This window comes from Bifidobacterium sp. ESL1118 (assembly GCF_058505595.1).
Map to the genome: position 1 here is coordinate 1,640,454 of NZ_CP196371.1, position 25,037 is coordinate 1,665,490.

Genomic DNA, 25,037 nt, shown 5'->3' on the forward strand with positions numbered 1-25,037 from the left:
ACTTCCGCGTAAACTCAGATGCCTCTGAACTTCAAAGCGCTGGAATTCCAATGTTCCAGTCGTTGCAAAGTCTTGTCAGTCGATTGAAATCTCCCTACATAAACGAAACAGCCTGTAACTCAGCTAAAATGTGCCGAATTACAGACTGGTTTCGCCTGATCTTAAGATCTACTTCGCTGATTTGACCGTTGGGTCCTTGACCCACCACGGGCGCAGCGGGTAGGTGTCCGTCATCTTCTCGTCATCCGGGCGCACGCATAGGAACTGATGAATCTGGATGTTGTTGAGCTCGAAGTTCAGAGCGCAGCCTGCCATGTAGAGCCCCCACAGACGCGCCTTCGGCTCACCCATCAGCTCCACCGCACGATCCCAACCGGCAACCAGGTTCTTGTTCCAGTTGTGCAGCGTAAGGGCATAATGCTGGCGCAGGTTCTCCTGGCTGACCACCTCGAAGCCGGTGTCTTGGATGACGGTCTCGATCTCGCCTGGGGAGGCCAGCTGGCCGTCAGGGAAGATATAGCGGTCGATGAACTCACCAGCGGACTTGCCGGTCATGGAGTTCACGCGGGTGATCTGGTGGTTGAGCAGGCGGCCGTTGGGCTTGAGCTTGTCGAAGATCTCCTTGAAATAGGAGGGGTAGTTCTTGAAGCCGACATGCTCCATCATGCCAATCGAGCAGATGCCGTCGAAGTCGCCCTCCGGCACATCGCGGTAATCCATCTGGCGTACCTCGGCGAGGTCCTCAAGACCTTCCTTCTTGATCCACTCCTGAGCCCACTTCACCTGCTCGCCAGCGAGGGTGACACCCAAGACCTTGATGCCGCGCTGTGCGGCACGAATCTCCATGGAACCCCAGCCGCAGCCGATATCGAGCAAGCGGTCGCCCGGCTTCAGGTCAAGCTTGTCGAGCACGAGGTCGAGCTTGCGCCATTCGGCGTTGTCGAGCGAAGGATCATCCTCGGTGAACACGCCGCAGGTATAGGTCATTGAGGGCCCGAGGAAGAGGCGGTAGAACTCGTTGGACTGATCGTAATGATAGCTGACGGTGGCGGAGTCGCCCTTCTCGGTGTGAGGCATGAAGCCTTCGGCGCGGCGCTTCCAGCGGCTTGGGCCTTCGATGGACGGCGGTTCGGGGTGACGAATGCCATGGGAATAGACCGAGGCCACGGCTTTTGCCAAGTCGGCAGGATTCGGCTTCTTCATATCCGATTTCAGAGCCATTAGCGCCTTGAAAACCTCATAGGGATCTCCGGGGATGAGCTCCGGCGAGGCGATATCGCCCTGTAGATAGGCACGAGCCAGCCCCAAATCATTCGGATGGTCAACCATGTAGTACACCGCGCGGGAGTTGTTAACGGTGATGTGAATCGGCGCATCTTTTGGACCGAAGCTTGACCCGTCAAACGCCGTAAAATTAACTTTTCCGCTGTCATTAAGGAACAGCCCTATCATATCCGCAACAGTCATTGTGGACATACCCCGCCTCCTGATTACACAAATTTCTTCAGTTCATAGTTACTGTATTGCGCCTCTCAGACACGATTTCTCGGCACGCGTAGTTGCTCTCAAGAAACAGACACTTACTTTGTTAATACCCACTCAATACAAGACAACATTGCTCAAAACCACATTCAGCATAAAAAGGGGGCACGGCAATACATACCGCACCCCTTCATTGTTCAATTCTTATGATGCATCAGCACACTGCAGACGAACAGTTCACTCTGATTGGTCAATTCGCTGCAAATGCTGACCGCACAATAAACTCAAGCCTTCGCGATTGCCGCTTTGAGTTCGTCCGCCTTGTCGGTGCGTTCCCATGTGAAATCAGCGTCGTCACGGCCAAAGTGACCATACGCCGCGGTCTTCAGGTAAATGGGGCGAAGCAGGTCGAGCTCGTCGATGATGGCGGCTGGACGAAGGTCGAAGACCTTGCGCACCGCTTCCTGTATCTGCTCATCGGTGACACCGTCAGGCGCCGTGCCGAACGTGTCGACGTTGATGCTCACCGGGTCGGCGACTCCGATGGCGTAGGCCACTTGAATCTGAACCTTGTGCGCCAAGCCGGCAGCAACGATGTTCTTGGCCACCCAGCGCGTGGCATACGTGGCGCTGCGATCTACCTTGCTTGGATCCTTGCCGGAGAATGCGCCGCCGCCGTGAGGAGCAGCACCACCGTAGGTGTCGACGATAATCTTGCGGCCGGTCAGACCGGAATCGGCGGCCGGGCCACCGAGAACAAATGAACCAGTGGGGTTGACGAGCAGACGGTAGCCATCGTGCTTGATGGCGCTGCCGCACACCTCGTCGAGCACCGGCTCGATGACGTGTTCGCGCAGCTGGGCCTCCAGCCAGTCGTGCTTGGCCTCTGGATCATGTTGAGTGGAGACAAGCACGGTCTCCACGCTCTCGGGGCGCCCGTCCTCGCCGTATTCGATAGTCACCTGGGTCTTGCCGTCCGGACGAAGGTGCGGGACAATGCCCTCCTTACGCACCTGAGCCAAACGGTAGGCAAGGCGGTGAGCCAGATAGATCGGCAGCGGCATGAGCGCATCGGTCTCGTCGCAAGCGTAGCCGAACATGATGCCTTGGTCGCCGGCACCTTGGGCCTCATAGCGTTCCTCGCGGGAAACCTCGGACTCCTGCTCTTCGCTCAGGCGGGACACGCCTTGGTTGATCTCGCTGCTCTGGCCGGTAATCGACACCAGCACGCCGCAGGAATCGGCGTCAAGCCCCACCTCGGAGCTGGTGTAACCAATGTTACGCACCACATTACGGACGATGGTTTGAATGTCGGAATAGCCCTTGCTGTTCACCTCGCCGAAAACGAAGAACTGGCCGATGGCAGCTGAAGTCTCAACGGCCACATGGGAATGGGGATCCTGACGAAGCAAGTCATCCAGGATTGCATCGGAGATCTGATCGCAGATCTTGTCGGGATGCCCTTCGGTGACGGATTCAGCGGAAATTAAACGGCGTTCTGCAGCCATGATTACTTCTTTCTTCCATGCTCGACTCCGGAACCTGCCGGCGCACGAACGTGTATACATACATCCTTGAACTTTACGCCCATGCCTCTATCGGCCGCGCATTGGCATTTGTGGCGACACACACTAGCACTTCCTACAGCACACACATTGTCACTTCCTGTAGCACTTATTTTCCATTGCGACACATAATGCTTTGCACAGCACTATTTACCGTCAATCGAATCTACGCCAACATACAATGCCGTATTTCGGCACTATTTACCGTCAACAAAACTTATGCCTGCAAAACATGCCGTTCAATGGCACAATCCGCCGCATCCAAGTTGTACGACGGCAAATACTGCCATTATTCGGCACAATCTGCCGGCACCAACGCAAACACCGACATATCATGCCACTTTACGGCACAATCTGTCGCATCTAAAATGTCCCCAACCACATTGTGCCATTACTCGGCATGATTTACCGCAGCAAAGTTACATAACGGTAAATCATGCCGGTACAGTAATCAATCAGAAGTATCCATCCAGTAAATCCGTAAAGATACGGCATTCCCAGATGTACAAAGGCACTCAACCGTAGCGCTCGTCAACAGTATCGCCCTCATAGGCATATATGCAAAAGGCATTCAGCCATCAAACTCCATCCACTTGTGTTGTCTTAAGCAACATGCTCACACATTCGTGCGGATGCTCCGGCACTCATAGGCCCGTCTGCAGTACACCAGCGCGAAGCAATGCGCTGGTAACAGGCTTTCGGTCCATCACCTGATCAAAATCAAGCCGCACTATCCGAGCACCGGTCACATCCTCCAACTCACGTTCTCTGACACGCTCCTTATGCACAATGGCCTTCTCTGTCAGCCCCTTGGTCAGTTCAGGATTGACAAACTTACCCATGCCATCGAATTCCACAATCACGAGGCAACCATCAAACGCGGTGAATTCAAAATCCGTTCTAAACGTGCCGCCTCCCCTGCGTGGGTGCACTGTTTGTAGACGCGGTATAGGAAATCCTGCTTCAAGCATCGTCGCCCGGCAAAGCGACTCCCCACCATTCTCACTGCCGGCATCGGCATACGCAAGCAGCTTCTCCACTCTTCCGCGACGACGTGCCAGCCTCTGACTCATTGCAATAATTTCCTTTTTATTGGTCAAGCCACGTCGCAATGCGCAATCCATCATAGGCAGCACATCGCGGAATTCGTAACGCAGAGCACAGTCAATCAGAGTCCGCGCAACGCTTGTCGTACTTACTCCGCCACTATCGATGCGCGGCACCAAAATCATCGGCACATATTGCAAACGTCTCGCCCGACCCGTTCTCTTGCCCGATGAAGCTATATAGATATGGTCGTCCTCATCATGAAGACCCAACCTATATTCAAGGCCAAGAACAGCAGCTGCAGTCAGCCCTGCAAAAGTCCATGAAGCATGAACATCGGCTAATGCGCGCGCAATGTATTGCGTCTGCTGCGGCTTCTTGAGATGCTCCCATTCCACACTTTTTGCATATAGTCCAGGATAGGGCTCGACCAATTCCGCAACCCGGAAACGACGCCGCAGCATTTTGCACTCGGCGTTGCTCGCAGCTGTCATGCATTTGTGATTGGCCCAGGCACGCCCACAATGAGTCGGTAATGACAACATATTCATATTCCGAAACTATCAGTGTCAACTCGCAAATTCGCAACCAAACAGCTTCGTGTGGATAACTGCTTCCAGTTTTAGAACGTACAGTGTGTCGCGACGAATATCGGAACGTTAAAAGATTCTCATCAAATGGCTATAAAACGCGATATAAAATGTCATTTTATTCCTTTAGCCGTCACATAGCGACGTTGAACGGCACTATCTGACGCACAAATCCCCTTCACCGACAGATGCTGACACAAAACGGCACTATCTGCTGCACCCAAAACCATGCCAACGCATAGTGCCACTGTCGGCACTATTTACTGCACAGATTCCCCTTACCGACACATTATGACACGAAACAGCGCTATCTGCTGCACCTACTCACTGTGGCTACACATAGTTCCATAAATTGTCACTATGTACCGTTTCTAAGCTGTATGGCGGTAAATGATGCCATTGTCCAACACTATTTACCGTTAACCGAATCTATGCCGACCTATAATGCCAGTATCCAGCACAGTTCGCAAAGTCCAATCACTTCACAGAGAAAATATACTGTACCTCGGGTAAGTACAACGGAAGTAGCAGAAATCTCAGAAGAGAGAAACTCTTAAAACGAAAAAACGGCCCCGACGCATCGAACGCCGGAAGCCGTTAAGTCTTGGTTGAAAACTCAGTTGCCCTCGTTCAGGTCGTCGGGAGCGAGCGTCTCCTCAAGCAGACCATTGTTGATCTCACGGAAGGCGATTGAGAGCGGCTTCTCCTGGTTCTTGTATTCCACCAGTGGGCCGACGTTCTGCAGCAGACCCTCATTGAGCTGCGTAAAATACGAATTAATCTGACGCGCACGCTTGGCGGCGAAGATGGACAATGAATACTTGTTGGAGTCGACGTGCTCCAGCAGCTCATCAATCGTCGGATCCGCAAGCCCAGTCGGCGTAGGATCGGTACCAAATTCCATAGATATGCCCCCAAAAATACTTGAAAATCCTCTCGAATCTCTAATTATATCTCCCGGCTTCGATATCCATCAGTTCTCAAGCGAGCAATGAGCACAGCAGTGTTCCATGGACACTATGCCCACCGTACAAGTGTAGGCACTGTCACAACACTGTAACCAACATCGGTATTGACGTTTCGTTCTTCAACGGCAACGTCGATACCGAAACTCATTCATACGCCGACAATCCTTCTGTTTTGAACTCAGAAGGTGATTACCGAGCGGATGACCTTCCCCGCCTTGAGCTCCTCATAGCTCTTGTCGATCTCACTAAGATCGATATGCTGGCTGACCAGATCCTTGATGTTCATCCTGCCGGAAACGGCAAGATCGGCATACATCGGAATGTCGTGCTTAATGTTCGTAGAGCCCATCCACACACCCTTAAACCCGCGCTGATGCACGAGGAAATCAGCAGGATTGATTTCCAGCTCTATGGTGGCATCGGGCTTGGCCAAACCAATGCAGTAAGCGGTGCCATCCACACCGAGCATGTCCCAGCACTGCTTCATGGCGCTGCGCACGCCGATGGCCTCGAACGCCTCGTCAACGCCGCCGTCCGTAATCTTGCGGACCGCTTCAACGGGATCGACCTTGCTTGAATTAATGACATCGGTGGCACCGAACTTCTTGGCGAACTACAGCTTGTTGTCCAGCAAGTCGATGGCGATGATTTTCTTGGCACCACAGATGCGCGCACCAGAGATGATGTTGAGACCGATGCCGCAGGTTCCCACCACAGCGACGGTGTCCCCTGGACGCACATGGGCCGAGTTGATGGCCGCACCGGCGCCGGTGATAGTGGCGCGTCCGATGCAGGCGGCCTCATCCCACTTCACATCGTTATTGACAACCGCCAATTGATTCTCATGAATCAGTGCCCTCTCGGCGAAACCTCCGATGCCAAACGTCTGGGTGAGGGGACGACCATCGGGGAAGGAAAGACGCGGATTATCGCCAGGATCACGCAGGCACTCATCCTGCTGTGTGCAGGATTGGGGATTGCCACTCAGGCAATTGGCGCAGTGCCCACATACCTGCTCAAGCGAGGCGACCACATGATCGCCCACTTTCATACCCTGTACTTCAAGGCCCACAGCCTCGACCACACAGGCAACCTCATGGCCGATGACGGCGGGGAACGAAAAGAACTTGTCGTCGTCCTCAACCAGATGCAGATCCGAGTGGCACAAGCCGGACGCCTTCACATCGACCAGCACCTCAGCACCTTTCGGATCGTCGATGATGGTGTCCTCAGGCTGGGCGAATCCCTTGCCGATGCCGTAGGCGACAGATGCTTTGATTTTCTGTGGCATAATGAACTCCTTTGTGTTGTAATTTCTTGTGTACCGCCGCATCAACGCAGACCACGGTGACGATGAAAAACAACTTATTTATCAGTGTGATCGCAACGGTTTGCGAGCAGCAGCTATGGGACTTCGTACGATTGTCCGGAATCATCACAGCGTCGAACACCGACGCATTCCAGAAAGCACAACAACGCACAATTACTAACTTATTCGCTCAAATCCGACAAAAACGGACCGTACAACACTAATATCAACGCTAAAGAAAAATATTAACGCTCACAACTCACAAAATCTAACATCCAAATCACGCGCATAACCATCTCATGGGTCCGTCAGGCTACAATGCCCTGAATTACGAAAACGACAATGCCGGTTTTGAAAGAATGCGCAGATACACCATCGTATGAGGCCACCCGTTCAGAAGAAGATGCCACAGAACTGCGAGAAGACACCACACCACTCATCCCTCATCGCCGCCACTACTCCTTGATGCCATATTCCTCGGCGACAACCTGCCAAAGCTCGTCGGCGGCACGACTCACCTCGTCGTTCACAATCGTGACGTCGAACTCGGACTCCGCTGCGAGCTCCACCTTTGCCGTCTCCAAACGCCGGCGGCGCTGCTCCTCATTTTCCGTTCCACGGCCAATCAACCGCTTCACCAACTCGTCGTAGCTCGGTGGGGCGATGAACACGGAGACGATCTCCAAGCCAAGTTCCGAGGCCCGTTGACGCACCCTGCGAGCGCCCTGTAGGTCAATTTCAAGAATGGTCGGCGTGCCGGCGGCCAGGTGGTCAAGCACCGGCTGAAGCGGGGTGCCGTAGTGGGCCATGCCGTGCACGGTAGCCGTTTCCAGAAACCAGCCCTCGCGCTCCCTCTTAAGAAATTCAGGCTCGCTCATGAACCAATAGTTCTTGCCATTGACCTCGCCAGGCCGCGGATCGCGCGTGGTGCCTGAGACCGAAACCCAAACTCCAGGGTGCGCCTTGAGCAAGGCGGCCTCGACGGTCCCCTTGCCCACAGCCGTGGGGCCGGTGAGCACAATAAGCCTACCACCCTGCGTCTTGCCGCCACTGTGCGCGCTGTCAACACCATTACCACGTTTGCCTTTACGCAATCCCATTTGACCTATCGATGCATTCCGACTGTCAACACCCATCCGTACCCCTTCTTTCGTCATATCTTCAAGTGTAACGACAATCTCAAACTGTGCGAAACCAGACACTGCTTAGGCATCGCAAAGAATCCCTGCGGTTATGAACAAAACGTGTCGCTAACGGTGAAAGACGAAAACGTCATGGACAGAGTTCATCTGTAACTGTGGATGTCAGATACGCCCCCACAGGCACCGACACATTTCGTCCATACCCGCGGACAGCGCAAATACCTATTATCATGCCTTATGCGTGCGATAGAATTACAGCATGGCGAACAATCAGGGACAACGCAGTGACAGCAAACACTATAGGAAAAGCTACTTCGCACCACTGAAGCGGCACTGGATTCGACTCAGCACCGCCAAGCGAGTGGCGGCTGTGACAGGCGGCATCGTGGCCGTGATTTGCGCGATGGCCCTGGTGATGGGCGCGGTGCGCTTGGTGCAATGGCATATGGAAGTCAAGGAGGCCAAGCAACGTCAGACGGAACTTGTGCAGCAATATGATTTCGACCCGGGCAACATCATCTCCGACGCCCAGTTCTTCAACGCTGATGCCATGAGCGAGCAGGAAATCAACGCCTTCATCTCTAATCCCAAGCGCAGCTGCACCGCCGAAAACTGCCTCGCCGCCAGGAAATTCGACACCGAGAAAATTGCCAAGAACGACCTATGCGACGCCTACGAGGGCGGCGACAAGGAAACCGCCGGCACCATTGTCTACAAATCGGCGCAAGCCTGCGGCGTGAGCCCGACCATACTGCTCACCGTGATGCAAAAGGAGCAGCACCTCATCACCACCAACCCCGCCACGGAGCTCCAATTCAAGGCGGCGATGGGCCTAAGCTGCCCAGACGACGCCAAATGCGACCCGAAGTATGCCGGATTCTTCCGGCAGGTGCACGGAGCGGCCGAACGCTTCAAATACTATCAAAAGCACAATGACCAGTACCAATACCACGCCGGCACGCTCAACGACATCCAGTACAACCCAAACAAGGCCTGCGGCAGCACTAAGGTCTACATCGACAACTCCGCCACCGCCCTGCTCTACAACTACACACCATACCAACCCAACGCTGCCGCGCTCAAGGCCGGCTTCGGCGAAGGCGATTCCTGCTCGGCGTATGGCAACCGGAACTTCGCGCTCATCTATGCCAATTGGTTCGGCGACCCAAGGAACTGACCGCACCACGTCGATATCTGTTATGAATGTGTCCGCTAGTTCATAGGCCAGCGGACACATTCATACGTTTATGTATCCCAAGTCGTATTGATTGTTTACTCAGTGTGGTTCAGTGAATGTTCAATACGAACCAACGCCCTTTTCCATACGAAACGTCCACTGGCACCAACTCAGCGAACGTTCGATGCGAGCCCCAAGGCTCAATGCATCTATGACGCACTCCCTACAGCGTGGGAAGGAAGCGCTTGAGCTCATATGGGGTGACTTGGTGACTGTAATCGGCCCATTCCTTGCGCTTGTTGCGCAGGAAGTATTCAAAGACATGTTCGCCCAGAACATTGGCCACGAAGTCAGAGCGCTCCATAATCTGCAGAGCTTCCTCAAGCGAGCGAGGCAAGGGCTCGATTCCCATGGCCTTGCGCTCTTCGTCGGTGAGCCCCCATACATCGTCCGAGGTGGGGTCGCCCAGCGTCATCTGCTTGTTGATGCCGTCGAGGCCAGCGGCAAGCAGTACGGAGAAGGCGAGATACGGATTGGTCACCGGATCGAGTGCACGGAACTCCATGCGTGCGGAGTTCTCCTTGCCCGGCTTGTATTGTGGGATGCGTAGCAGAGCCGAACGGTTATTGTGGCCCCAACACACGTAGCTCGGAGCCTCGGCACCGCCCCACAGGCGCTTATAGGAATTGACGTACTGGTCGGTGATGGCGCAGATTTCGGCGGCATGGTAGAGCACACCGGCTGCGAACTGACGGGCCACGAGTGACATGTTGAACTCTTGGCCTGGCTCGTAGAATGCGTTTGCATCGCCCTCGAAGAGACTCAGGTGGGTGTGCATGCCGCTACCGGGCTGATCCGCCAAAGGCTTTGGCATGAAGCTGGCATGGATGCCCCGCTCCAGCGACACCTCCTTGACCACAGTGCGGAACGTCATGATATTGTCGGCGCTGATGAGCGCGTCGGCGTAGCGCAGGTCGATCTCGTTCTGACCGGGGCCCACCTCATGGTGTGAATATTCCACGGAGATGCCCATGGCCTCAAGCATGTTGACTGCCGCCCGTCGGAAGTCCATGCTGGAGCTGCGCGGCACATGGTCGAAGTAGGTGCCCTGGTCAATCGGCACCGGAGGTTGGCTCCAGTCCTCCTGCTGCTTGAAGAGGTAGAACTCAATCTCGGGATGTACATAGAAGGTGAAACCCATCTTCTTGGCTTTTGCCAGCTCCTGTTTCAGAACGTGGCGGGGATCTCCCAAGCTCGGCTCACCGTCAGGGGTGAGAACATCGCAGAACATGCGGGCCGTGCCCTTATCCTCGCCACGCCACGGCAGCATCTGGAACGTGGCCGGATCGGGTTTGACGATCATGTCGTCTTCCGAAACGCGGGTCATGCCCTCGATGGCGGAACCGTCGAAACCGAGCCCTTCGTTGAATGCGTCCTCAAGCTCAGCGGGGGCAATGGCCACGGACTTCAGGGTCCCAAGCACATCGGTGAACCATAAACGAATGAATCGTACGTCCCGCTCTTCCACAGTGCGCAGTGCAAATTCCTGTTGCTTATCCATACCCCGAATTATCTCACGCGAACATTACATCGGCATGACGGCCTTCGCATCCGCTACCAAAAACGACACCGAACGTCGCAAAAGGTAGCAACTCATCTCAGCGCACGGTTTCCAGCGCCTCCTGAAGCGTGAAGGCCCCTGCGTAAAGGGACTTGCCTACGATGACGGCATCCACATTGGGGCATGCCCCGCAATCAGCATCAACGGCATTCGTTTTGGCTCCAGCACTTACTGCACCAGCGTCATCACCGTTTCTACCATCGCGCGCCTTCCTCGCCTCGCCATCGCCAAGTGCCTTGATCGCACGCAGGTCGTCGAGGCTGGAGATGCCGCCGGAAGCAGTGACGCGCGCGCCCGTGCGGGAAGCCACCTCGCGCAGCAACTTCACATTCGGCCCAGTCATCATGCCGTCTCGGGCCACGTCGGTGACCACATATCGCGAGCAGCCGGCGTCATTGAGCGCTTTCATGGTCTCGAACAGGTCGCCGCCCTCACGGGTCCAGCCACGAGCCGCCAACGTATGGCCGCGTACGTCAAGACCCACCGCCACCCGATCACCATACCGCTGAATCGCAGCAAACGTCCACTCAGGGTTCTCCAGCGCAGCGGTGCCGATGTTGACACGAGATGCACCTGCCTGAAGCGCCGCGTCAAGGCTTTCATCGTCCCGGATGCCACCGGAAAGCTCGATGCGCACCTTGCTTCCCAGCTCTGCGACAATTTCGCGCAGCTGTGCGCGGTTGTTCCCAGTACCGAATGCCGCATCCAAATCAACCAGATGGATCCACTGGGCCCCGGCATCGACCCACGTGCGGGCGGCCTCAAGCGGGCTGCCATAGTCCGTCTCCGAGCCCGATTTGCCTTGACGCAGCCGCACAGCCTTGCCGCCGCGTACGTCCACCGCTGGAAGCAATGTCAACATAGCATTTCCTTTCGCCGTCCACACCATCTTACGGTCTCGACGCAGACCACGCCAAAGCGTTGCAGCATGTGGATACCAAACACCGATCAGAACACCGGCACACGCCTACAATGTGGCAATCCAATTGCGCAGCAACGCGGCACCGGCCTGACCCGACTTTTCCGGATGGAACTGGGTAGCACAAAGCGGACCCTGCTCATAAGCCGCCACGAAACGGCTCTCACCATATGTGCACCATGAAATCTTCGCATCGGCATCAGAGAATCCACCGGCAGCGGGTTCGGCGCTCATGGCCGCGTAGGAGTGTACGAAGTAGAATCGCTCGTCGCCCAATCCTGCCAACAAAACGGAATCCTCAGGAGCATCGACCGTGTCCCAACCCATGTGAGGCACCACAGGTGCATCCAACCTTGCTACAGTACCTGAAATGAGGCCAAGGCCTTTCGCCGCTTCTTGATCCACCTCGCCATCTGCTGCAGTCAGGTCTTCTTGGCCGCCACGCTCAAGCCCCTTGTCAAACATAATCTGCAGGCCAACGCACACTCCAAGCACAGGCCGCCCGAGTCTGAGCCGTTCGCGAATCACGCGGTCACCATTCACGGCTCTAAGCCCGTCCATGCAAGCGGAGAATGCACCCACACCAGGCACCACCACACCATCGGCATCCATCGAACGCCGGTAGTCGTGGGTGAGCTCCGCGTCCACGCCCTGATGAGCCACGGCGCGCATCATGGAGCGGATATTGCCGAAACCATAATCAAAGACCACTATATTTGTCATATGCCTCTACTCGATACCTGGACGCCCTTTGCGAAACTTGATGTGTGCCGCGATGGTTTTCAGCGCTTTCTTCCGATCAAATTCTGCGACGTCAACCACTGTCTCACCTTTTGCCTTGAGCTCACGAACGTTGGAAAGGCCCAGCTCCAAATCCTCTACAAAAGCCGGTGCAATGTCAAAGAGAATGGGCGGAGGAAACTTCTGTTTGGTGGCCTTGCCCTCAACAAACAGAGTGGATTCAAGTTTGTCGGCCCGATTGACGCACAGGATTGTCGGCATGCCTTGCACAACCGTTGTGATGTCTTTGGCCGCGGATTCCGGGGCATCGCCATCCAAATTACGCAGCACCGCTATGGCACCCCGTGAATCCGCCAGACAATCCGCGGAGATATCGGAAAGGCTGCAAAACGACGCAAGCAGATCAGCCGACACAAGTTGGGTGATCAATATGGCGACTTTTGCTTTATTCCCCAAAAGGCCGGCAAGCTCATCATCAAAATCGACCTCAGGCTGATCGGCGAATTCACGCTCAAATGCCTTGAGCTCGCCCTCATCGCCATCTTGCGAGCCGACTGGATTGTTCTGCGAATCGTTGGACACATCGCTGGCAGTATCAGCGTTGTGCGGCGCATCATCGCTTTCATCGGAACGTCCAGCGGGATTGAAATCGGAATCGGACATATCCTCGGGCATTCCACCGGGAAAGAGATCATCCATATTGAACTCGTACGGCACCGAATCGTTGGTGTTCATAGAGTCATCGGCATCGCCATTTTCATTGCTGTTACGATTTTCATCATCCTCTGCCATCACAACGTCCCCTTCGTGCTTGGAATACCCTCGACCCTTGGATCAGGCTCAACGGCAAAGCGCAACGCCCTTGCCAATGCTTTGAATTCCGCCTCTGCAATATGGTGTGGATCGCGACCAGCCAAGAGCTGCATGTGCAGGCAGAAATCACCATGCAGCGCGATGGATTCCATAACGTGGCGCACCAATGAACCAGTGAAATGACCGCCGATCATGGCGTATTGGAAGCCTTCCGGCTCACCGGAGCACACCACATAAGGACGACCCGAAATATCGACCACAGCCCGGGCGAGCGCCTCGTCAAGCGGCACCGTGGCATCGGCGAAACGACGAATGCCGCGTTTGTCCCCCAGCGCCTGCTTCAAGGCCTCCCCGAAGACGATGGCCGTATCTTCCACGGTGTGATGCACGTCGATGTCCGTGTCACCTCGGGCATGAATCTTCAGATCGATGAGCGAATGCTTACCCAGCGCAGTCATCATATGATTGAAAAACGGCACCGACGTGTCGATGTCCGTGCGCCCCGTGCCATCCAAATCAAGGCTCAACTCAATTTTGGACTCGCTGGTCTCACGCACGATGCTCGCCGTTCTCGCCATTCTGGCCTCCGTGTTTCTCAAGTTTCTCATATTCATCTATCTTGTCTGCAGACCACCGCGCTGATTACCGTGTCGGCATACGCATTCACAAACCACAACCGTCACAATCACCGCATTCAGCCAAACCTACAGTCCATCCATTCCCTAGTATCGGCCAAAACCGTCGCGCACACGCCGAAACGTCTGTATGCTGGGCTGCAAAACCTACTCGCACACCAGTAGGCCATGCAAAATTGTTCGGAGGGGACTTTTCACTGCAGAATTCGAGATATTCAAAATTCAAACCTTAGAATTCCATGATTTAGATTTTTATACTCCTCTTTTTTCTCTCAAAAGTCCCCTCTGAATGCATCAAAGCACCTTCAATTACCCTCATTGTTCGTTCCGTGAGCATTTTTCGCGTTCGAAGCGGAAATCAAAAAATCGGAAACGTTGACATTTCAACGTTTCCGATTTTTTGATTTACACCAATGAGCCAGAAAATGCTCACGGAATGAAATCACAGACTAATTACTTGCGGAAACCGTTTGGGTTCTTGGTCTGCCAATTGAGCGACGACTTCGCCATCTCGTCCATGCCCAGTTCTGCAGTCCAGCCCAGCTCCTTCTTGGCCTTCGAGGCATCGGCATAGCAGGCGGCGATGTCACCGGGGCGACGGGGCTTGATGGCATACGGAATCTTGTGTCCACAAGCCTTTTCATACGCCTTGATGACCTCAAGCACGGAGTAGCCGTGGCCGGTGCCCAGGTTGTAGACGTACACACCGTTCTTGCTGATGTGGTCGATGACGGCAACGTGCCCCTTGGCGAGGTCGACGACGTGGATGTAGTCGCGTACGCCGGTGCCATCGGCGGTGTCGTAATCATCACCGTATACCTGCACCTCCTTGAGCTCGCCGACCGCCACCTTGGCCACGTATGGGGTGAGGTTGGCGGGGATGCCCTTCGGATCCTCGCCCAAGAGGCCGGACTCATGGGCACCGACCGGATTGAAGTAACGCAGCAGCACGATGGTCCAGGAATCGTCGGCCACATGCACGTCGCGCAGGATCTGCTCGATCATGAGCTTCGAGGTGCCGTAGGGATTGGTGGTGCCGCCAACCTTGCTCTCTTCGGTGAGCGGCAGCGACTCCGGGTCGCCGTAGACCGTGGCGGACGAAGAGAAGATGATCTTCTTGACATTGTGGGCACGCATCGCCTTGAGCAGCACCAGCGTACTGTAAAGATTGTTGTCATAATACTCAATCGGCTTGGCGACAGACTCGCCCACCGCCTTAAGACCAGCGAAATGAATGACCCAGTCCACGTCGTTCTCGTCGAAGATACGGTTCATCAACGCCTCGTCACGCACATCGCCGTCGTAACGAGTGACCTTCTTACCGGTGATCTGCTCTACGCGGTCAAGCGCCTCGGGCACGGAATTGCCGTAATTATCCACGGAAATGACGTCATACCCCTTGTTGAGCAGCTCGATATCCGTATGGGTGCCGATATAGCCGGCACCGCCGGTAACCAAAATCGTTGTCATAGTTCCTCGTTTCACTTGATTTTCCAGATTCCAGTATAAAGGAACGCTATACCGAAAACCCGATCTCGCGTTTGCGCACAAACCTTATGTGAGAAGCCTCTGCAAAGCGCACACAAAATATGTTAGGACTCTTTGCCGTACACGCCGCCCGACTTCTGCAACAGCACGAAGGAAGCTGTATCGCGTGCCCTCGCAGTCACCCTGTACAATGTGACGTGTGTCTGCCTACAAGCCACAGCTGTACGGGTACGCCGAACGCTCGAGCGCACAGCACAGGCAACATCGGCTCGGCACTAGGGGGGGACGATGGCTCAAACCTCGTACAGCGACAATGAAATAGACTGGCTGCTGGGACACATCGGCGACGAAGACCCAGCCGTACGCGACGACACGGTGTATATCGCCTTCTGCAACGGATTCATCAACGCAGCCTTCACAGTGGAACAGGCTCGGCACATCGCCGCCACCATCATCGAACGCAATCTGCTCACCTACCGGATGGACGAACGGCTGCCCGCAACGGTGACACGCACATTCGCCGCTTTGGCCTGCGCCCTGCTCATCGGCTTCGACGGCACCGCGGATTCGAAGTTCTCAGGGTTCCTCAACGACCCGCAACGTGCCTATCTCTTTGAATCCTCCTGGCGCTACTTGATGTTGGAACATGATTTCACGGGATATAGCGCACAATATGGCTGGGTGCACGCCTTCGCCCACGGTGCCGATTTCCTTGCCGAGGCCATCGCACACCCGCGGTTTCCAACAACATACGCGCCGCAGGTCTTGAGCTGCATCGACGCCATCCTCCACCGCTTGCCCTCCCCGTTCAGGGATGGCGAGGAGCAACGGCTCGCCCAAGTGATCGTCACCGGCATCAACCCTGCACAGGCAGGTCGACGTAGCCAGGGCGTGCTGGGCCAAAACCAGGTGTCTCAGTGGATTCAACAGGTTACCAACGACTTCGCCGCAGAAGACAAACGCAACAGATGCGATACGAGAGAAAACACACTCAACTTCGAGCGCTCACAAAGCTTCACGACATTGCTCGCATACGCATATGCCGGCCTAAGCCCGTGGAAGGGGCTGGAACCTGAACTCAGCGATGCTCTACTCAAGGCAATCCGCCAGCATTGAGCCGAATCGTACCCAACTACGTACTGTTTGCACAATAGCGGATACAAACCAGACGGTATTCGAACGTCCCGCGACCAAATCGTACTCAGTTATACGTCGCTCGCACGCAAGTGGGTACGTTCTGGACGGCATCTTCTCATCTCATGACCGGATTGTACCCGTTTCCCGTCACTCACACTCAAGTGGGTACAAACCAGACATCTCCCATCGCGGCCATGTACATTTCGTACCCAGGTCGCTGCATTCACCCTTTAATAGGTACATTCTGGACGCGATTTCTGCATATTGCGACCGGATTGTACCTGGTACAGCATCAATCGCACGCAAGTGGGTACGAATACGACACCAGTGACAGCTTCAGCGACACAGGCCAAGCCGACAGGCCGATCCGTATATAAAAAGGGGCCTTGAGCAATTGCTCAAGGCCCCTGATGGCGGACAGAGCGAGATTCGAACTCGCGGAGGATTGCTCCTCAACGGTTTTCAAGACCGTCTCTTTCGACCGCTCAGACATCTGTCCCACACACAAAAAATGTGCAAGTCACAATTATAGCAGAGCCGACCGCCAAACCGACACCATTCCAATCGATAGCGATCAAGCCGCTGTCCAAAAGATGTTCCACAGGTGCCTCATACTTTCGAGTAAAGCTTGGCCTACCGGCCTTGAGGGTTCGAAAGTATGAGGCATCTGTGGATAACCCAGATATTTAAAAGGCCTAGGCCTCCCACTTCTTAGGCTCGATGACCTCCTTGCCGTTCATATACGGGCGCATGGCCTCGGGAATGGTGATGGAGCCATCGGCGTTCTGGTGATTTTCCAGAATCGCAACGAGCCAGCGGGTGGTGGCCAACGTGCCGTTGAGCGTGGAGACCGGACGGGTGGACCCGTCATCCATGCGCTCGCGAATATTGAGACGGCGTGCCTGGTACTCCGTGCAGTTCGAGGTGGACGTAAGCTCACGGTAGCGACCCTGAGTGGGCACCCAAGCCTCGTTGTCGAACTTGCGGGCGGCGGAGGCGCCCAAGTCGCCTGCCGCAGTGTCGATGGTGCGGTAAGGCACGTCCACCTTTGCGAGCATCTCCTCTTCCATGCCCAGCAACTTCTGATGCATGGCGCGGGAATCCTCCTGCTTGCAGTACACGAACATCTCCACCTTGTCGAACTGGTGGACGCGGATGATGCCAGAGGTGTCCTTGCCAGCGGCACCGGCCTCGCGGCGGTAGCAGCTGGACCACCCGGTGTACTTGAGTGGTCCGTTTGAAAGGTCCAGGATCTCGTTCTCGTGCATACCTGCGAGCGCCACTTCGGATGTGCCGACCAAGTACTGATCGTCGGGCTCACGCAAGCGGTAGATCTCATCGGCATGGGAATTGAGGAATCCGGTGCCGGCCATGATCTCGGGACGCACCAGCGTAGGCGTGATGGCCAGCGTAAAGCCTTCGGCCTCGGCCTGATCCACCGCCATAGTGAGCATGGCGATTTGCAAACGGGCCACCGTGCCACGCAGGAAGTAGAAGCGGGAGCCAGAGACCTTGGCACCGCGCTTCATATCGATGCCGGCAACGCCCTCGCCCAACGTCAGGTGATCCTTGGGCTCGAATCCTTCGGCAGCGAAATCGCGAATCTTGCCGACCTTCTTGACCACCACGTAGTCATCCTCGCCGCCTTCGGGAGCCTCAGGCTCCACCAGGTTGGAAAGTTGCCAGATAGCCTTGGTGTATTGGGCGGACAACGAGTCCGCCTTCTCTTTATATTCGGCGACGTTGGCCGCCAATTCCTTGGTCTGCGAGATCAGTGCCACCTTTTCGTCACCGGTGGCTGAAGCAACCTGCCTGCCAATTGCCTTCTGACGTGCCCGCGCATCCTCATATTCCTTCAACGCGCCACGGCGCTGCGTGTCGAACGTCAGTACATCATCCACCAGCTCCACGGACTCACCGCGACGGCGCTGAGATTCCTTCACTTCGTCAGGGTGTTGACGAATAAATTGAATATCTAGCATAAGCTCAAGATTACTGCCGTAAGCCGACACGAGGAGAGAACAACATGGTCATAAACGGTAAGGGCGATATTTGCAGATATTTCGCAGACAGCATACAGCAAACTCACTAGCCGAAGGTAATAGGAGGGGATTAGACTGCTAAGAAAGCAGTTCATCCATAGCGGGATTATTCGACGTTCGTGAGGAAGGGCAGATGTCAACAGGCGCAATCATAGTAACAGTGACGATTATCGTCACCGCTACGCTTGTGGTGGCAGCCTGTCTGTGCAGATATGCGTATAGGCGATACCAGAGGGCATCACAGTTGCGTAAGCGCAAAGATGACCAGGTACGCTACGCCTTCGTGATCAATCCGTCCAAGCCCCAGGCAGAACGAAGCCGCACGGCGATTCAACGCTTCTGCCAAAATCGCGCCATAAAAAACTTCGAATTCATCGACACCACGCTTGAAAGAGATGGTCGTGTCTGTGCTTTGCAGGCCCTTAACAACGGGGCCGACGTGGTCGTGGCCGTGGGCGGCGACGGCACTGTGCGCACGGTGGCCAGCGCGTTGAGCGGAACAGGGCACACCATGGGCATCATTCCCATCGGAACGGGAAACCTCTTTGCCCGCAACATGGGTATCCCCGTTGACGACATCGATGCCGCTCTCACCGTGGCCACCTCGCATGGAGCTCGCACAGTCGACGTGGGGCGCCTCACACTCCTGGACGACGAAGAGGAAAAGGATTGCGCCCACGCGTTCCTCATCATCGCAGGAATCGGCTTCGACGCACAGATGATCGATGACACCGACCCGGAACTCAAGAAAAACATCAGCTGGCTGGCATACTTCTCAGGCGGCATGAAAAACCTGTTCGCACCTAAGTATCGCGGCGATGTAGTGCTCACCGCTGCCGACGGCAGCACGCACACCAAGAACAACTTGGAATTCCGTACATTCATGAGCGGCAATTGTGGGCAGATCCCCATGTTTTCCCTCATGCCGAACGCCGTCTTCGATGATGGTCTTCTGGATTTCGAGGTCATCGACACAACCGGCGGCCTTCTGGGTTGGGTTCATCTCTTCAGTGACGTGATGCACCAGACCATCACCGGCAAGGCGGAGCAGGCCCCGTGGTCCACCAACTCCACCATGGATCAGATCCAGGGGGTGAGGGCCGAGGTGACGCTCGAAAAACCGGCTCTGGCACAAGTGGACGGCGACACGCTCAAGGAGACGAAGCACATCATGTTCACTGTCGAGCCTCGATCACTGACCGTGCGAGTGCCGATTCCAGAAGCCCTGTAATCTGTCACCACACCCTCAAAGTATCTTGACAGATTCTCCCACATAGGCACGGCATATTCCTTCGGTAGGTAGATTTTCCCAAACACCTCATTTACGATGAACATGACAACGTTGGAATTCCGACGAAACCTATTCAACGCCGAGCCCTTTGGGAACCATATACATCCGAAACCTCCCTACCGAACGAATCAATGGCGAAACCCACGGTATGGCTCGAACACTCAGCTGCTATAATCGGTCAATTTCAGATGTCCGTTGACATACTCCCCCAAATAGACGGAACTGGCCTGAGCATACCCTTGGTTCCTCAACTGCTCATCAAGCCAATCCTTGTTGCGGCCCGTTCCTTCGAGCGCATCTTCGTCAATACGGCCGTCGACAATAAGCGGAAGACGCAGCATGTCGTCATCGTATGAGATGACCGTAAGCTGGCCACTCTGCTCAAAATAGGCCTTGCGCACCTTGGAGATCTCATAGACACCCTGGGCACGCAACTTCAGCATGAGCTCACTGGCGGAAACGCCGTTTTTCAGGCAAGACGCCACGTCGATCCTGCCATTGGTGACAAGACTCACCGGGCTGCCATCAATAATCTTCTTAAAGAACCCGCTGTGCTCTTTCAGCACTTTGAGCAACATGCACAACAGCGTCCAAGTGACGAGCACAAAGAAGAAATCAAGCAGTGTGATCTGTGCGTTGTAGATCACACCACCGACGATGGCTCCAAGAACATAGTTCTGAATCTGGTCCATAGGAGAGGTGGGAGCAAGGTTACTCTTGCCGAACAGATTGATGTGGACGATGAGGAAGATTATTCCCAAAACAAGTTTGGCTATCAGGGTGGCGTTGAGAAACATGATCAGTAAGACCTTTCATAGATTTTAGATTTGTCGGGCAATGCAAGCCAATGAGGCAAGAACGTACACAGAATACGTTGGAACGGGCCCGTCGAGAGTAAACGGATGAGATGTCGGTCACACCGTATAGAAACGAACTTGGGCGCGCTCCACAAGTCAATTTGAACAGCGTTTCACTTCATCACCTGAACATTCGTCAGCATATGGGCCGGGGTCAGCGTATAGACGGTGTAATCCGTATTGAGCGTGACCGTGTAATAATCATCATTGATTTTTACAATGACGTCGTTGTTGAGGTAGCGGGAATTGACCAACACATCCTGTGGCGAGGCATGGTGTTCCTTCGCCACGCTTTCGACAAAATTGACCATTTGCGTGGCCTTAGCCGAGGCCGTTTCATTCTGCTGATAATGCACGTATCCGTAGCCTGTGGCAAGTATGACCAGCAACAAGGCGATAACCGCAAAATCACGGTATTTCGATTCCCTGTGCCGAAAGTAGAGCACCAGAAACAGCACCAAGGCAATGAACGAGACCGCAATGACCACAACGGTCACCAGTTGGCTCACTTCGTGTTGCGATTTCAGATACGAAATTCCGTAGAACGTCATAATCTCCCCCTAACCTTGCAAAACCCGACGTATCTCAAGAAGACACTCACATATATAACTGTAGAGGCTCAGCCTCAGCCCCAATACGGATTTCGCGATTTATCGGCGGTTAATATCGGAAGTTTCGCATAGAAAACATGGAGAAATTAGACAACTCGTCAGCGAAAGCCAGTCTCAAGTGATTGTCTCATGCCAATGCACTGTTTTCTGGATGAAGTGAACACCGGTCGACTTCGAGGTTAATGAGGTCAACATGCCAATGCACTGTTTCCTGGATGGAGTGAACACTATCAAGTCACGCTTCATAATGTCACCGAAAGCGGCACCGGCACTCGGCTGAGCAGAAAATAAGCACAAAATGATTCAAAATAGCACATAATTGAACAAAATCAGAAAACTGTGGCAAAATAGGAGGCATGGTAGCAAACAATGCGGGTATGCCCGCCACCCCAGCAGATTTGATCAATGTCGACGAGGTCATCGGCGACTATTACGACCTTGTTCCCGACCCGAACGTGCCCGAGCAACGCGTCTCGTTCGGCACCTCCGGCCACCGCGGCTCATCGCTCAAGACCTCGTTCAACGAGGCGCACATCGTGGCCATCACCCAGGCCATCGCCGAGTACCGCAAGGATGCCGGTGTCACTGGCCCGCTGTACTTGGGCCGCGACACCCACGCCCTCTCCAAACCGGCGATGAAGACCGCCATCGAGGTACTCGTGGCCAATGAAGTGACCGTCCGCGTGGATTCACGGGGCGACTTCGTGCCCACCCCCGTGGTCTCGCAGGCCATCCTGACCCACAATCGTGCCGAGGACGGCTCACAGCGCTTCAAGGGTGCAGGCTTGGCGGACGGCATCGTGGTGACGCCTTCGCACAACCCACCCACCGACGGTGGTTTCAAGTACGACCCGGTGACCGGCGGACCGGCCCCCACCGACGTGACCGAGCGCATCGCACGCCGTGCCAATGAACTGCTCGGCGACTTCCGCTCCGTCAAGCGCGTGCCGTACGAGCAGGCCGTGAAGTCCCAGTTTGTTGAGCCGTTCGACTTCCGCGAGCACTACGTGGATGACCTGGGCAACGTCATCGACTTCGACACGATCCGCTCCTCCGGAGTGCGCCTGGGCATCGACCCGCTGGGTGGGGCAAGCGTCAACTACTGGCCGCTCATCAACGAGAAGTACGGCCTTTCCATCGACGTGGTGCGCCCGGAAGTGGACCCGACATGGCGGTTCATGACCATCGACCACGACGGCAAGATCCGCATGGATCCCAGCTCGCAGTACGCCATGAAAGGCCTAGTGGACTCCCTCAACAACGGAGCATGGAGCAAGTACGACCTCGTGGGCGGCACCGATCCCGACGCCGACCGCCACGGCATCGTCTGCCCCGACTGGGGGGTGATGAACCCGAACCACTACCTCGCCGTGTGCGTGGAGTATCTCTTCAGCGGCAACCGCCCCGGCTGGCCCAGAGGCACCGGCGTAGGCAAGACCGTGGTTTCCTCCAGCCTCATCGACCGGGTGGCCGCTTCCATCGGCGCACCACTCGTTGAGGTTCCTGTGGGCTTCAAGTGGTTCGTGGATCCGCTCTTCACCGGCAAAGTTGCCTTCGGCGGCGAGGAAAGCAGCGGCATGAGCTTCCTGCGCCGCAATGGACGCGTGTGGACGACGGACAAGGACGGGCTTATCCCCGACCTGCTCGCCGCCGAAATCACCGGCAAGACCGGCAAGAACCCCGCCGAGCTGCACAAGGCACAGGTCGAACGGTTCGGTGAAAGCTGGTACAAGCGCGTCGACACCCCCACCACATTGGAGCAGAAGCAGAAGTTCGCCTCCATGAGTGAGCGGAGCGTCACCGCCACGAAACTCGCCGGCGAACCCATCGAGCATGTGATGACAAAGGCTCCCGGCAATGATGCACCGATTGGGGGCGTGAAGGTGACCACGAAGGACAACTGGTTCGCCGCCCGTCCCTCCGGCACCGAGAACATCTACAAGGTATATGCCGAGTCGTTCGACTCCCCCGAGGCGCTGGACACGGTGCTCACCGAAGCCGGCGATATGGTGGATGCCGCGCTGAAGTGATGCACCCCCGCTGGTTGGCTCCAAGGAACGATTTCGCGGCCGTTTCCGTTCTTTTGGGCCAACCTGGATGTATTGGTTTGGCCCAATTTATATAAGTTGGCCCAAAGAAACGTTATATCGACAGTTTTCGTTCCTTTGAGCCAACTTATTTCGTCCGCTGACTCAAAGTGACGATTTGATGCCCGAAACCGTCACTATCTGTCAGGACTCGTAAACTGGTGCCTATGACAATCACAGTTTCAACAGACGGCAGCGCACTGGGCAACCCAAACGGACCGATGGGATGGGCATGGGCCGACCACGCGAGCAATGCGGCGCACACACCCGGCCACCAGCATGACGGTGACAGCGACGCGGGCGGCGCCACCAATGGCACCAACCAAATCGGCGAGCTCTGCGCGGTGCTCGAAGCGCTGCGTGCACATACCGGCGCCGAGCCGCTGACCATCGAGACCGACTCGCAGTACGCCATCAACTGCTCCACCAAGTGGGTGCGCGGCTGGAAGAAGAACGGCTGGAAGAACTCGCAGAAGAAGCCGGTGAAGAATGCGCCGCTCATCAAGGCCATCGATGCCGAGATCTCCAAGCGCGAAGGCCCTGTGAAATTCGTATGGGTGAAGGGCCACAACGGAAACCCCGGCAACGAGAAAGTGGACGACCTGGCCCACACCTATTCCGGCGACGCTCGCAGTGGAGTCAAAGAAGGCTACCTGCCGCTGGAAGGCTGGCAGTCGCTGCTGGCCTCGGAATACTCGAAGGGCACGGACGTGCCGGCGGACGCGCAGATGCTGATCGACGGCAAGATCACCGGGGAGCAGTATCACTTGGGTCGCGGTGAGCGTACGGACGATGGAAAAACAGAGGACAGCGATTCCATCGCACATCAGCTGGCCGAACCCGAAGGCGTTCCGGATTACGATTTCGGGAATGGAGCGAACCCGGAGGGCAAGACTGCACAAGCAACCAGCAAAGACAGAGGCAAACATTCCACCGATCAGATGGCAGATGAGGGTGAATCCGAAAACGAGCACAGGAGCAATCGTGACACCACGGCCGCAGGCAATGACGCGGACCTTGACAATGCCACAGATCGCTCAGATATACCGGAATCCCCAGTTCCATCCAATGCCTCAGACACTGTACGTACAACAGATATGGACACTACCGCCGCTTTGGATGGATCCGACACCACCGACGTCTCCGGTATCTCAGGCACCTCTGATGTCACCGCCTCTCCAGTTGCCTTCGACCATTCCGAAACCCAAGATATTGCAGGCACAGAAGACGCCGGTTCCCAAACAGAGAACGACAATGAGGAAGATCCGATTCATGACATTGAAGGTGAAAGCGGCACTCAAGACGACCACGAACAATCGGATGGCTCAGACACCGAAAATTCAGATGCCACAGAAACCACGACCAACAAAGCAGCGAGCCAAGAGCAAGCAGTCCCTCGCCTCACCCGCTCCGGTCTCACTGCCTCCGGCACGCTGCGCATCACCCCTCCGCCAAGCAGCAGCCCCACGTATGATGGGCATCCGCGCTTTGTCAAAGGTGCCATCGCCGTAGAAG

General features: G+C 55.5%; 20 protein-coding genes, 1 tRNA gene and 1 pseudogene. 5 read left to right on the plus strand and 17 right to left on the minus strand.

What is annotated here, in order from left to right:
- Window positions 1-168 precede the first annotated feature (168 nt).
- From ACSYSS_RS06640 to gmk, 7 genes are all read right to left on the minus strand, one after another.
- Entirely contained in the window at window positions 169-1,476 is a 1,308-nt protein-coding gene (locus ACSYSS_RS06640) for a class I SAM-dependent methyltransferase (RefSeq protein ID WP_491703246.1), read from the minus strand.
- Between the two features lie 290 nt (window positions 1,477-1,766).
- Window positions 1,767-2,990: a methionine adenosyltransferase gene (metK, locus tag ACSYSS_RS06645; RefSeq protein ID WP_491703247.1), complete on the minus strand. Its 1,224-nt coding sequence runs from the start codon at window positions 2,988-2,990 to the stop codon at window positions 1,767-1,769.
- Window positions 2,991-3,691: 701 nt separating this feature from the next.
- Window positions 3,692-4,588, minus strand: coding sequence for a hypothetical protein (locus tag ACSYSS_RS06650; RefSeq protein WP_491703248.1), 897 nt, complete (start codon window positions 4,586-4,588; stop codon window positions 3,692-3,694).
- Between the two features lie 712 nt (window positions 4,589-5,300).
- Window positions 5,301-5,588, minus strand: coding sequence for a DNA-directed RNA polymerase subunit omega (gene rpoZ, locus ACSYSS_RS06655; protein WP_491703249.1), 288 nt, complete (start codon window positions 5,586-5,588; stop codon window positions 5,301-5,303).
- 242 nt (window positions 5,589-5,830) lie between these two features.
- The gene (locus ACSYSS_RS06660; protein ID WP_491704265.1) at window positions 5,831-6,235 is read right to left on the minus strand and encodes a zinc-binding dehydrogenase; all 405 of its coding nucleotides are present in this window, start codon (window positions 6,233-6,235) and stop codon (window positions 5,831-5,833) included.
- A gap of 30 nt (window positions 6,236-6,265) precedes the next feature.
- Window positions 6,266-6,943 (minus strand): alcohol dehydrogenase catalytic domain-containing protein, encoded by a 678-nt coding sequence (locus ACSYSS_RS06665; protein ID WP_491703250.1) that lies wholly within the window; start codon window positions 6,941-6,943, stop codon window positions 6,266-6,268.
- Window positions 6,944-7,416: 473 nt separating this feature from the next.
- Window positions 7,417-8,061 (minus strand): guanylate kinase, encoded by a 645-nt coding sequence (gene gmk / locus ACSYSS_RS06670; RefSeq protein WP_491704266.1) that lies wholly within the window; start codon window positions 8,059-8,061, stop codon window positions 7,417-7,419.
- Window positions 8,062-8,362: 301 nt separating this feature from the next.
- Here gmk and ACSYSS_RS06675 point away from each other — a divergent pair, with 301 nt between their 5' ends.
- On the plus strand, window positions 8,363-9,280 hold the full coding sequence (locus ACSYSS_RS06675; protein WP_491703251.1) for a LasA N-terminal domain-containing protein: 918 nt from the start codon (window positions 8,363-8,365) through the stop codon (window positions 9,278-9,280).
- Window positions 9,281-9,503: 223 nt separating this feature from the next.
- Here the strand turns inward: ACSYSS_RS06675 and ACSYSS_RS06680 are convergent, their stop codons facing one another.
- The 6 genes from ACSYSS_RS06680 to galE form a co-directional block, all read right to left on the minus strand.
- Window positions 9,504-10,841 (minus strand): glutamine synthetase family protein, encoded by a 1,338-nt coding sequence (locus ACSYSS_RS06680; protein ID WP_491703252.1) that lies wholly within the window; start codon window positions 10,839-10,841, stop codon window positions 9,504-9,506.
- Between the two features lie 97 nt (window positions 10,842-10,938).
- Complete coding sequence (priA, locus tag ACSYSS_RS06685) at window positions 10,939-11,763, minus strand: bifunctional 1-(5-phosphoribosyl)-5-((5-phosphoribosylamino)methylideneamino)imidazole-4-carboxamide isomerase/phosphoribosylanthranilate isomerase PriA (RefSeq protein WP_491703253.1); 825 nt, start codon at window positions 11,761-11,763, stop codon at window positions 10,939-10,941.
- Window positions 11,764-11,868: 105 nt separating this feature from the next.
- Window positions 11,869-12,543: an imidazole glycerol phosphate synthase subunit HisH gene (gene hisH / locus ACSYSS_RS06690; RefSeq protein WP_491703254.1), complete on the minus strand. Its 675-nt coding sequence runs from the start codon at window positions 12,541-12,543 to the stop codon at window positions 11,869-11,871.
- A 6-nt stretch (window positions 12,544-12,549) separates the two neighbouring features.
- Entirely contained in the window at window positions 12,550-13,353 is an 804-nt protein-coding gene (locus ACSYSS_RS06695; protein ID WP_491703255.1) for a hypothetical protein, read from the minus strand.
- Window positions 13,353-13,952: an imidazoleglycerol-phosphate dehydratase HisB gene (hisB, locus tag ACSYSS_RS06700; RefSeq protein WP_491703256.1), complete on the minus strand. Its 600-nt coding sequence runs from the start codon at window positions 13,950-13,952 to the stop codon at window positions 13,353-13,355. Before hisB ends, ACSYSS_RS06695 begins: the two co-directional genes overlap by 1 nt.
- Before the next feature lie 510 nt (window positions 13,953-14,462).
- Window positions 14,463-15,479, minus strand: coding sequence for a UDP-glucose 4-epimerase GalE (gene galE / locus ACSYSS_RS06705; RefSeq protein ID WP_491703257.1), 1,017 nt, complete (start codon window positions 15,477-15,479; stop codon window positions 14,463-14,465).
- 306 nt (window positions 15,480-15,785) lie between these two features.
- Between galE and ACSYSS_RS06710 the strand changes: the two genes are divergently transcribed.
- Entirely contained in the window at window positions 15,786-16,613 is an 828-nt protein-coding gene (locus tag ACSYSS_RS06710; RefSeq protein ID WP_491703258.1) for a DUF2785 domain-containing protein, read from the plus strand.
- A gap of 432 nt (window positions 16,614-17,045) precedes the next feature.
- Here ACSYSS_RS06710 and ACSYSS_RS06715 read toward each other — a convergent pair.
- Window positions 17,046-17,133, minus strand: a tRNA-Ser gene (locus tag ACSYSS_RS06715).
- A gap of 196 nt (window positions 17,134-17,329) precedes the next feature.
- Window positions 17,330-18,616, minus strand: a complete 1,287-nt coding sequence (gene serS, locus ACSYSS_RS06720; RefSeq protein WP_491703259.1) for a serine--tRNA ligase — start codon at window positions 18,614-18,616, stop codon at window positions 17,330-17,332.
- A 193-nt stretch (window positions 18,617-18,809) separates the two neighbouring features.
- Here serS and ACSYSS_RS06725 point away from each other — a divergent pair, with 193 nt between their 5' ends.
- The gene (locus tag ACSYSS_RS06725) at window positions 18,810-19,907 is read left to right on the plus strand and encodes a diacylglycerol/lipid kinase family protein (protein WP_491703260.1); all 1,098 of its coding nucleotides are present in this window, start codon (window positions 18,810-18,812) and stop codon (window positions 19,905-19,907) included.
- A 221-nt stretch (window positions 19,908-20,128) separates the two neighbouring features.
- Here ACSYSS_RS06725 and ACSYSS_RS06730 read toward each other — a convergent pair whose 3' ends face one another.
- Both ACSYSS_RS06730 and ACSYSS_RS06735 read right to left on the minus strand, forming a co-directional pair.
- Window positions 20,129-20,764 (minus strand): DUF421 domain-containing protein, encoded by a 636-nt coding sequence (locus tag ACSYSS_RS06730; protein ID WP_491703261.1) that lies wholly within the window; start codon window positions 20,762-20,764, stop codon window positions 20,129-20,131.
- A 173-nt stretch (window positions 20,765-20,937) separates the two neighbouring features.
- Window positions 20,938-21,375, minus strand: coding sequence for a DUF3290 domain-containing protein (locus tag ACSYSS_RS06735; protein WP_491703262.1), 438 nt, complete (start codon window positions 21,373-21,375; stop codon window positions 20,938-20,940).
- Window positions 21,376-21,791: 416 nt separating this feature from the next.
- Here ACSYSS_RS06735 and pgm point away from each other — a divergent pair, with 416 nt between their 5' ends.
- Together pgm and ACSYSS_RS06745 are read left to right on the plus strand one after the other, a co-directional pair.
- Entirely contained in the window at window positions 21,792-23,465 is a 1,674-nt protein-coding gene (gene pgm / locus ACSYSS_RS06740) for a phosphoglucomutase (alpha-D-glucose-1,6-bisphosphate-dependent) (RefSeq protein ID WP_491703263.1), read from the plus strand.
- Between the two features lie 224 nt (window positions 23,466-23,689).
- Window positions 23,690-24,382 (plus strand): annotated as a pseudogene (locus tag ACSYSS_RS06745) (ribonuclease H family protein); the annotation flags it as partial.
- Between the last annotated feature and the right edge of the window lie 655 nt (window positions 24,383-25,037).

Coding starts and splice junctions, on each gene's coding strand:
- ACSYSS_RS06640 (WP_491703246.1), bottom strand. CDS start 1,476: ATGTCCACAATGACTGTTGCGGATATGATAGGGCTGTTCCTTAATGAC.
- metK (WP_491703247.1), bottom strand. CDS start 2,990: ATGGCTGCAGAACGCCGTTTAATTTCCGCTGAATCCGTCACCGAAGGG.
- ACSYSS_RS06650 (WP_491703248.1), bottom strand. CDS start 4,588: ATGACAGCTGCGAGCAACGCCGAGTGCAAAATGCTGCGGCGTCGTTTC.
- rpoZ (WP_491703249.1), bottom strand. CDS start 5,588: ATGGAATTTGGTACCGATCCTACGCCGACTGGGCTTGCGGATCCGACG.
- ACSYSS_RS06665 (WP_491703250.1), bottom strand. CDS start 6,943: ATGCCACAGAAAATCAAAGCATCTGTCGCCTACGGCATCGGCAAGGGA.
- gmk (WP_491704266.1), bottom strand. CDS start 8,061: ATGGGATTGCGTAAAGGCAAACGTGGTAATGGTGTTGACAGCGCGCAC.
- ACSYSS_RS06675 (WP_491703251.1), top strand. CDS start 8,363: ATGGCGAACAATCAGGGACAACGCAGTGACAGCAAACACTATAGGAAA.
- ACSYSS_RS06680 (WP_491703252.1), bottom strand. CDS start 10,841: ATGGATAAGCAACAGGAATTTGCACTGCGCACTGTGGAAGAGCGGGAC.
- priA (WP_491703253.1), bottom strand. CDS start 11,763: ATGTTGACATTGCTTCCAGCGGTGGACGTACGCGGCGGCAAGGCTGTG.
- hisH (WP_491703254.1), bottom strand. CDS start 12,543: ATGACAAATATAGTGGTCTTTGATTATGGTTTCGGCAATATCCGCTCC.
- ACSYSS_RS06695 (WP_491703255.1), bottom strand. CDS start 13,353: ATGGCAGAGGATGATGAAAATCGTAACAGCAATGAAAATGGCGATGCC.
- hisB (WP_491703256.1), bottom strand. CDS start 13,952: ATGGCGAGAACGGCGAGCATCGTGCGTGAGACCAGCGAGTCCAAAATT.
- galE (WP_491703257.1), bottom strand. CDS start 15,479: ATGACAACGATTTTGGTTACCGGCGGTGCCGGCTATATCGGCACCCAT.
- ACSYSS_RS06710 (WP_491703258.1), top strand. CDS start 15,786: ATGGCTCAAACCTCGTACAGCGACAATGAAATAGACTGGCTGCTGGGA.
- serS (WP_491703259.1), bottom strand. CDS start 18,616: ATGCTAGATATTCAATTTATTCGTCAACACCCTGACGAAGTGAAGGAA.
- ACSYSS_RS06725 (WP_491703260.1), top strand. CDS start 18,810: ATGTCAACAGGCGCAATCATAGTAACAGTGACGATTATCGTCACCGCT.
- ACSYSS_RS06730 (WP_491703261.1), bottom strand. CDS start 20,764: ATGTTTCTCAACGCCACCCTGATAGCCAAACTTGTTTTGGGAATAATC.
- ACSYSS_RS06735 (WP_491703262.1), bottom strand. CDS start 21,375: ATGACGTTCTACGGAATTTCGTATCTGAAATCGCAACACGAAGTGAGC.
- pgm (WP_491703263.1), top strand. CDS start 21,792: ATGGTAGCAAACAATGCGGGTATGCCCGCCACCCCAGCAGATTTGATC.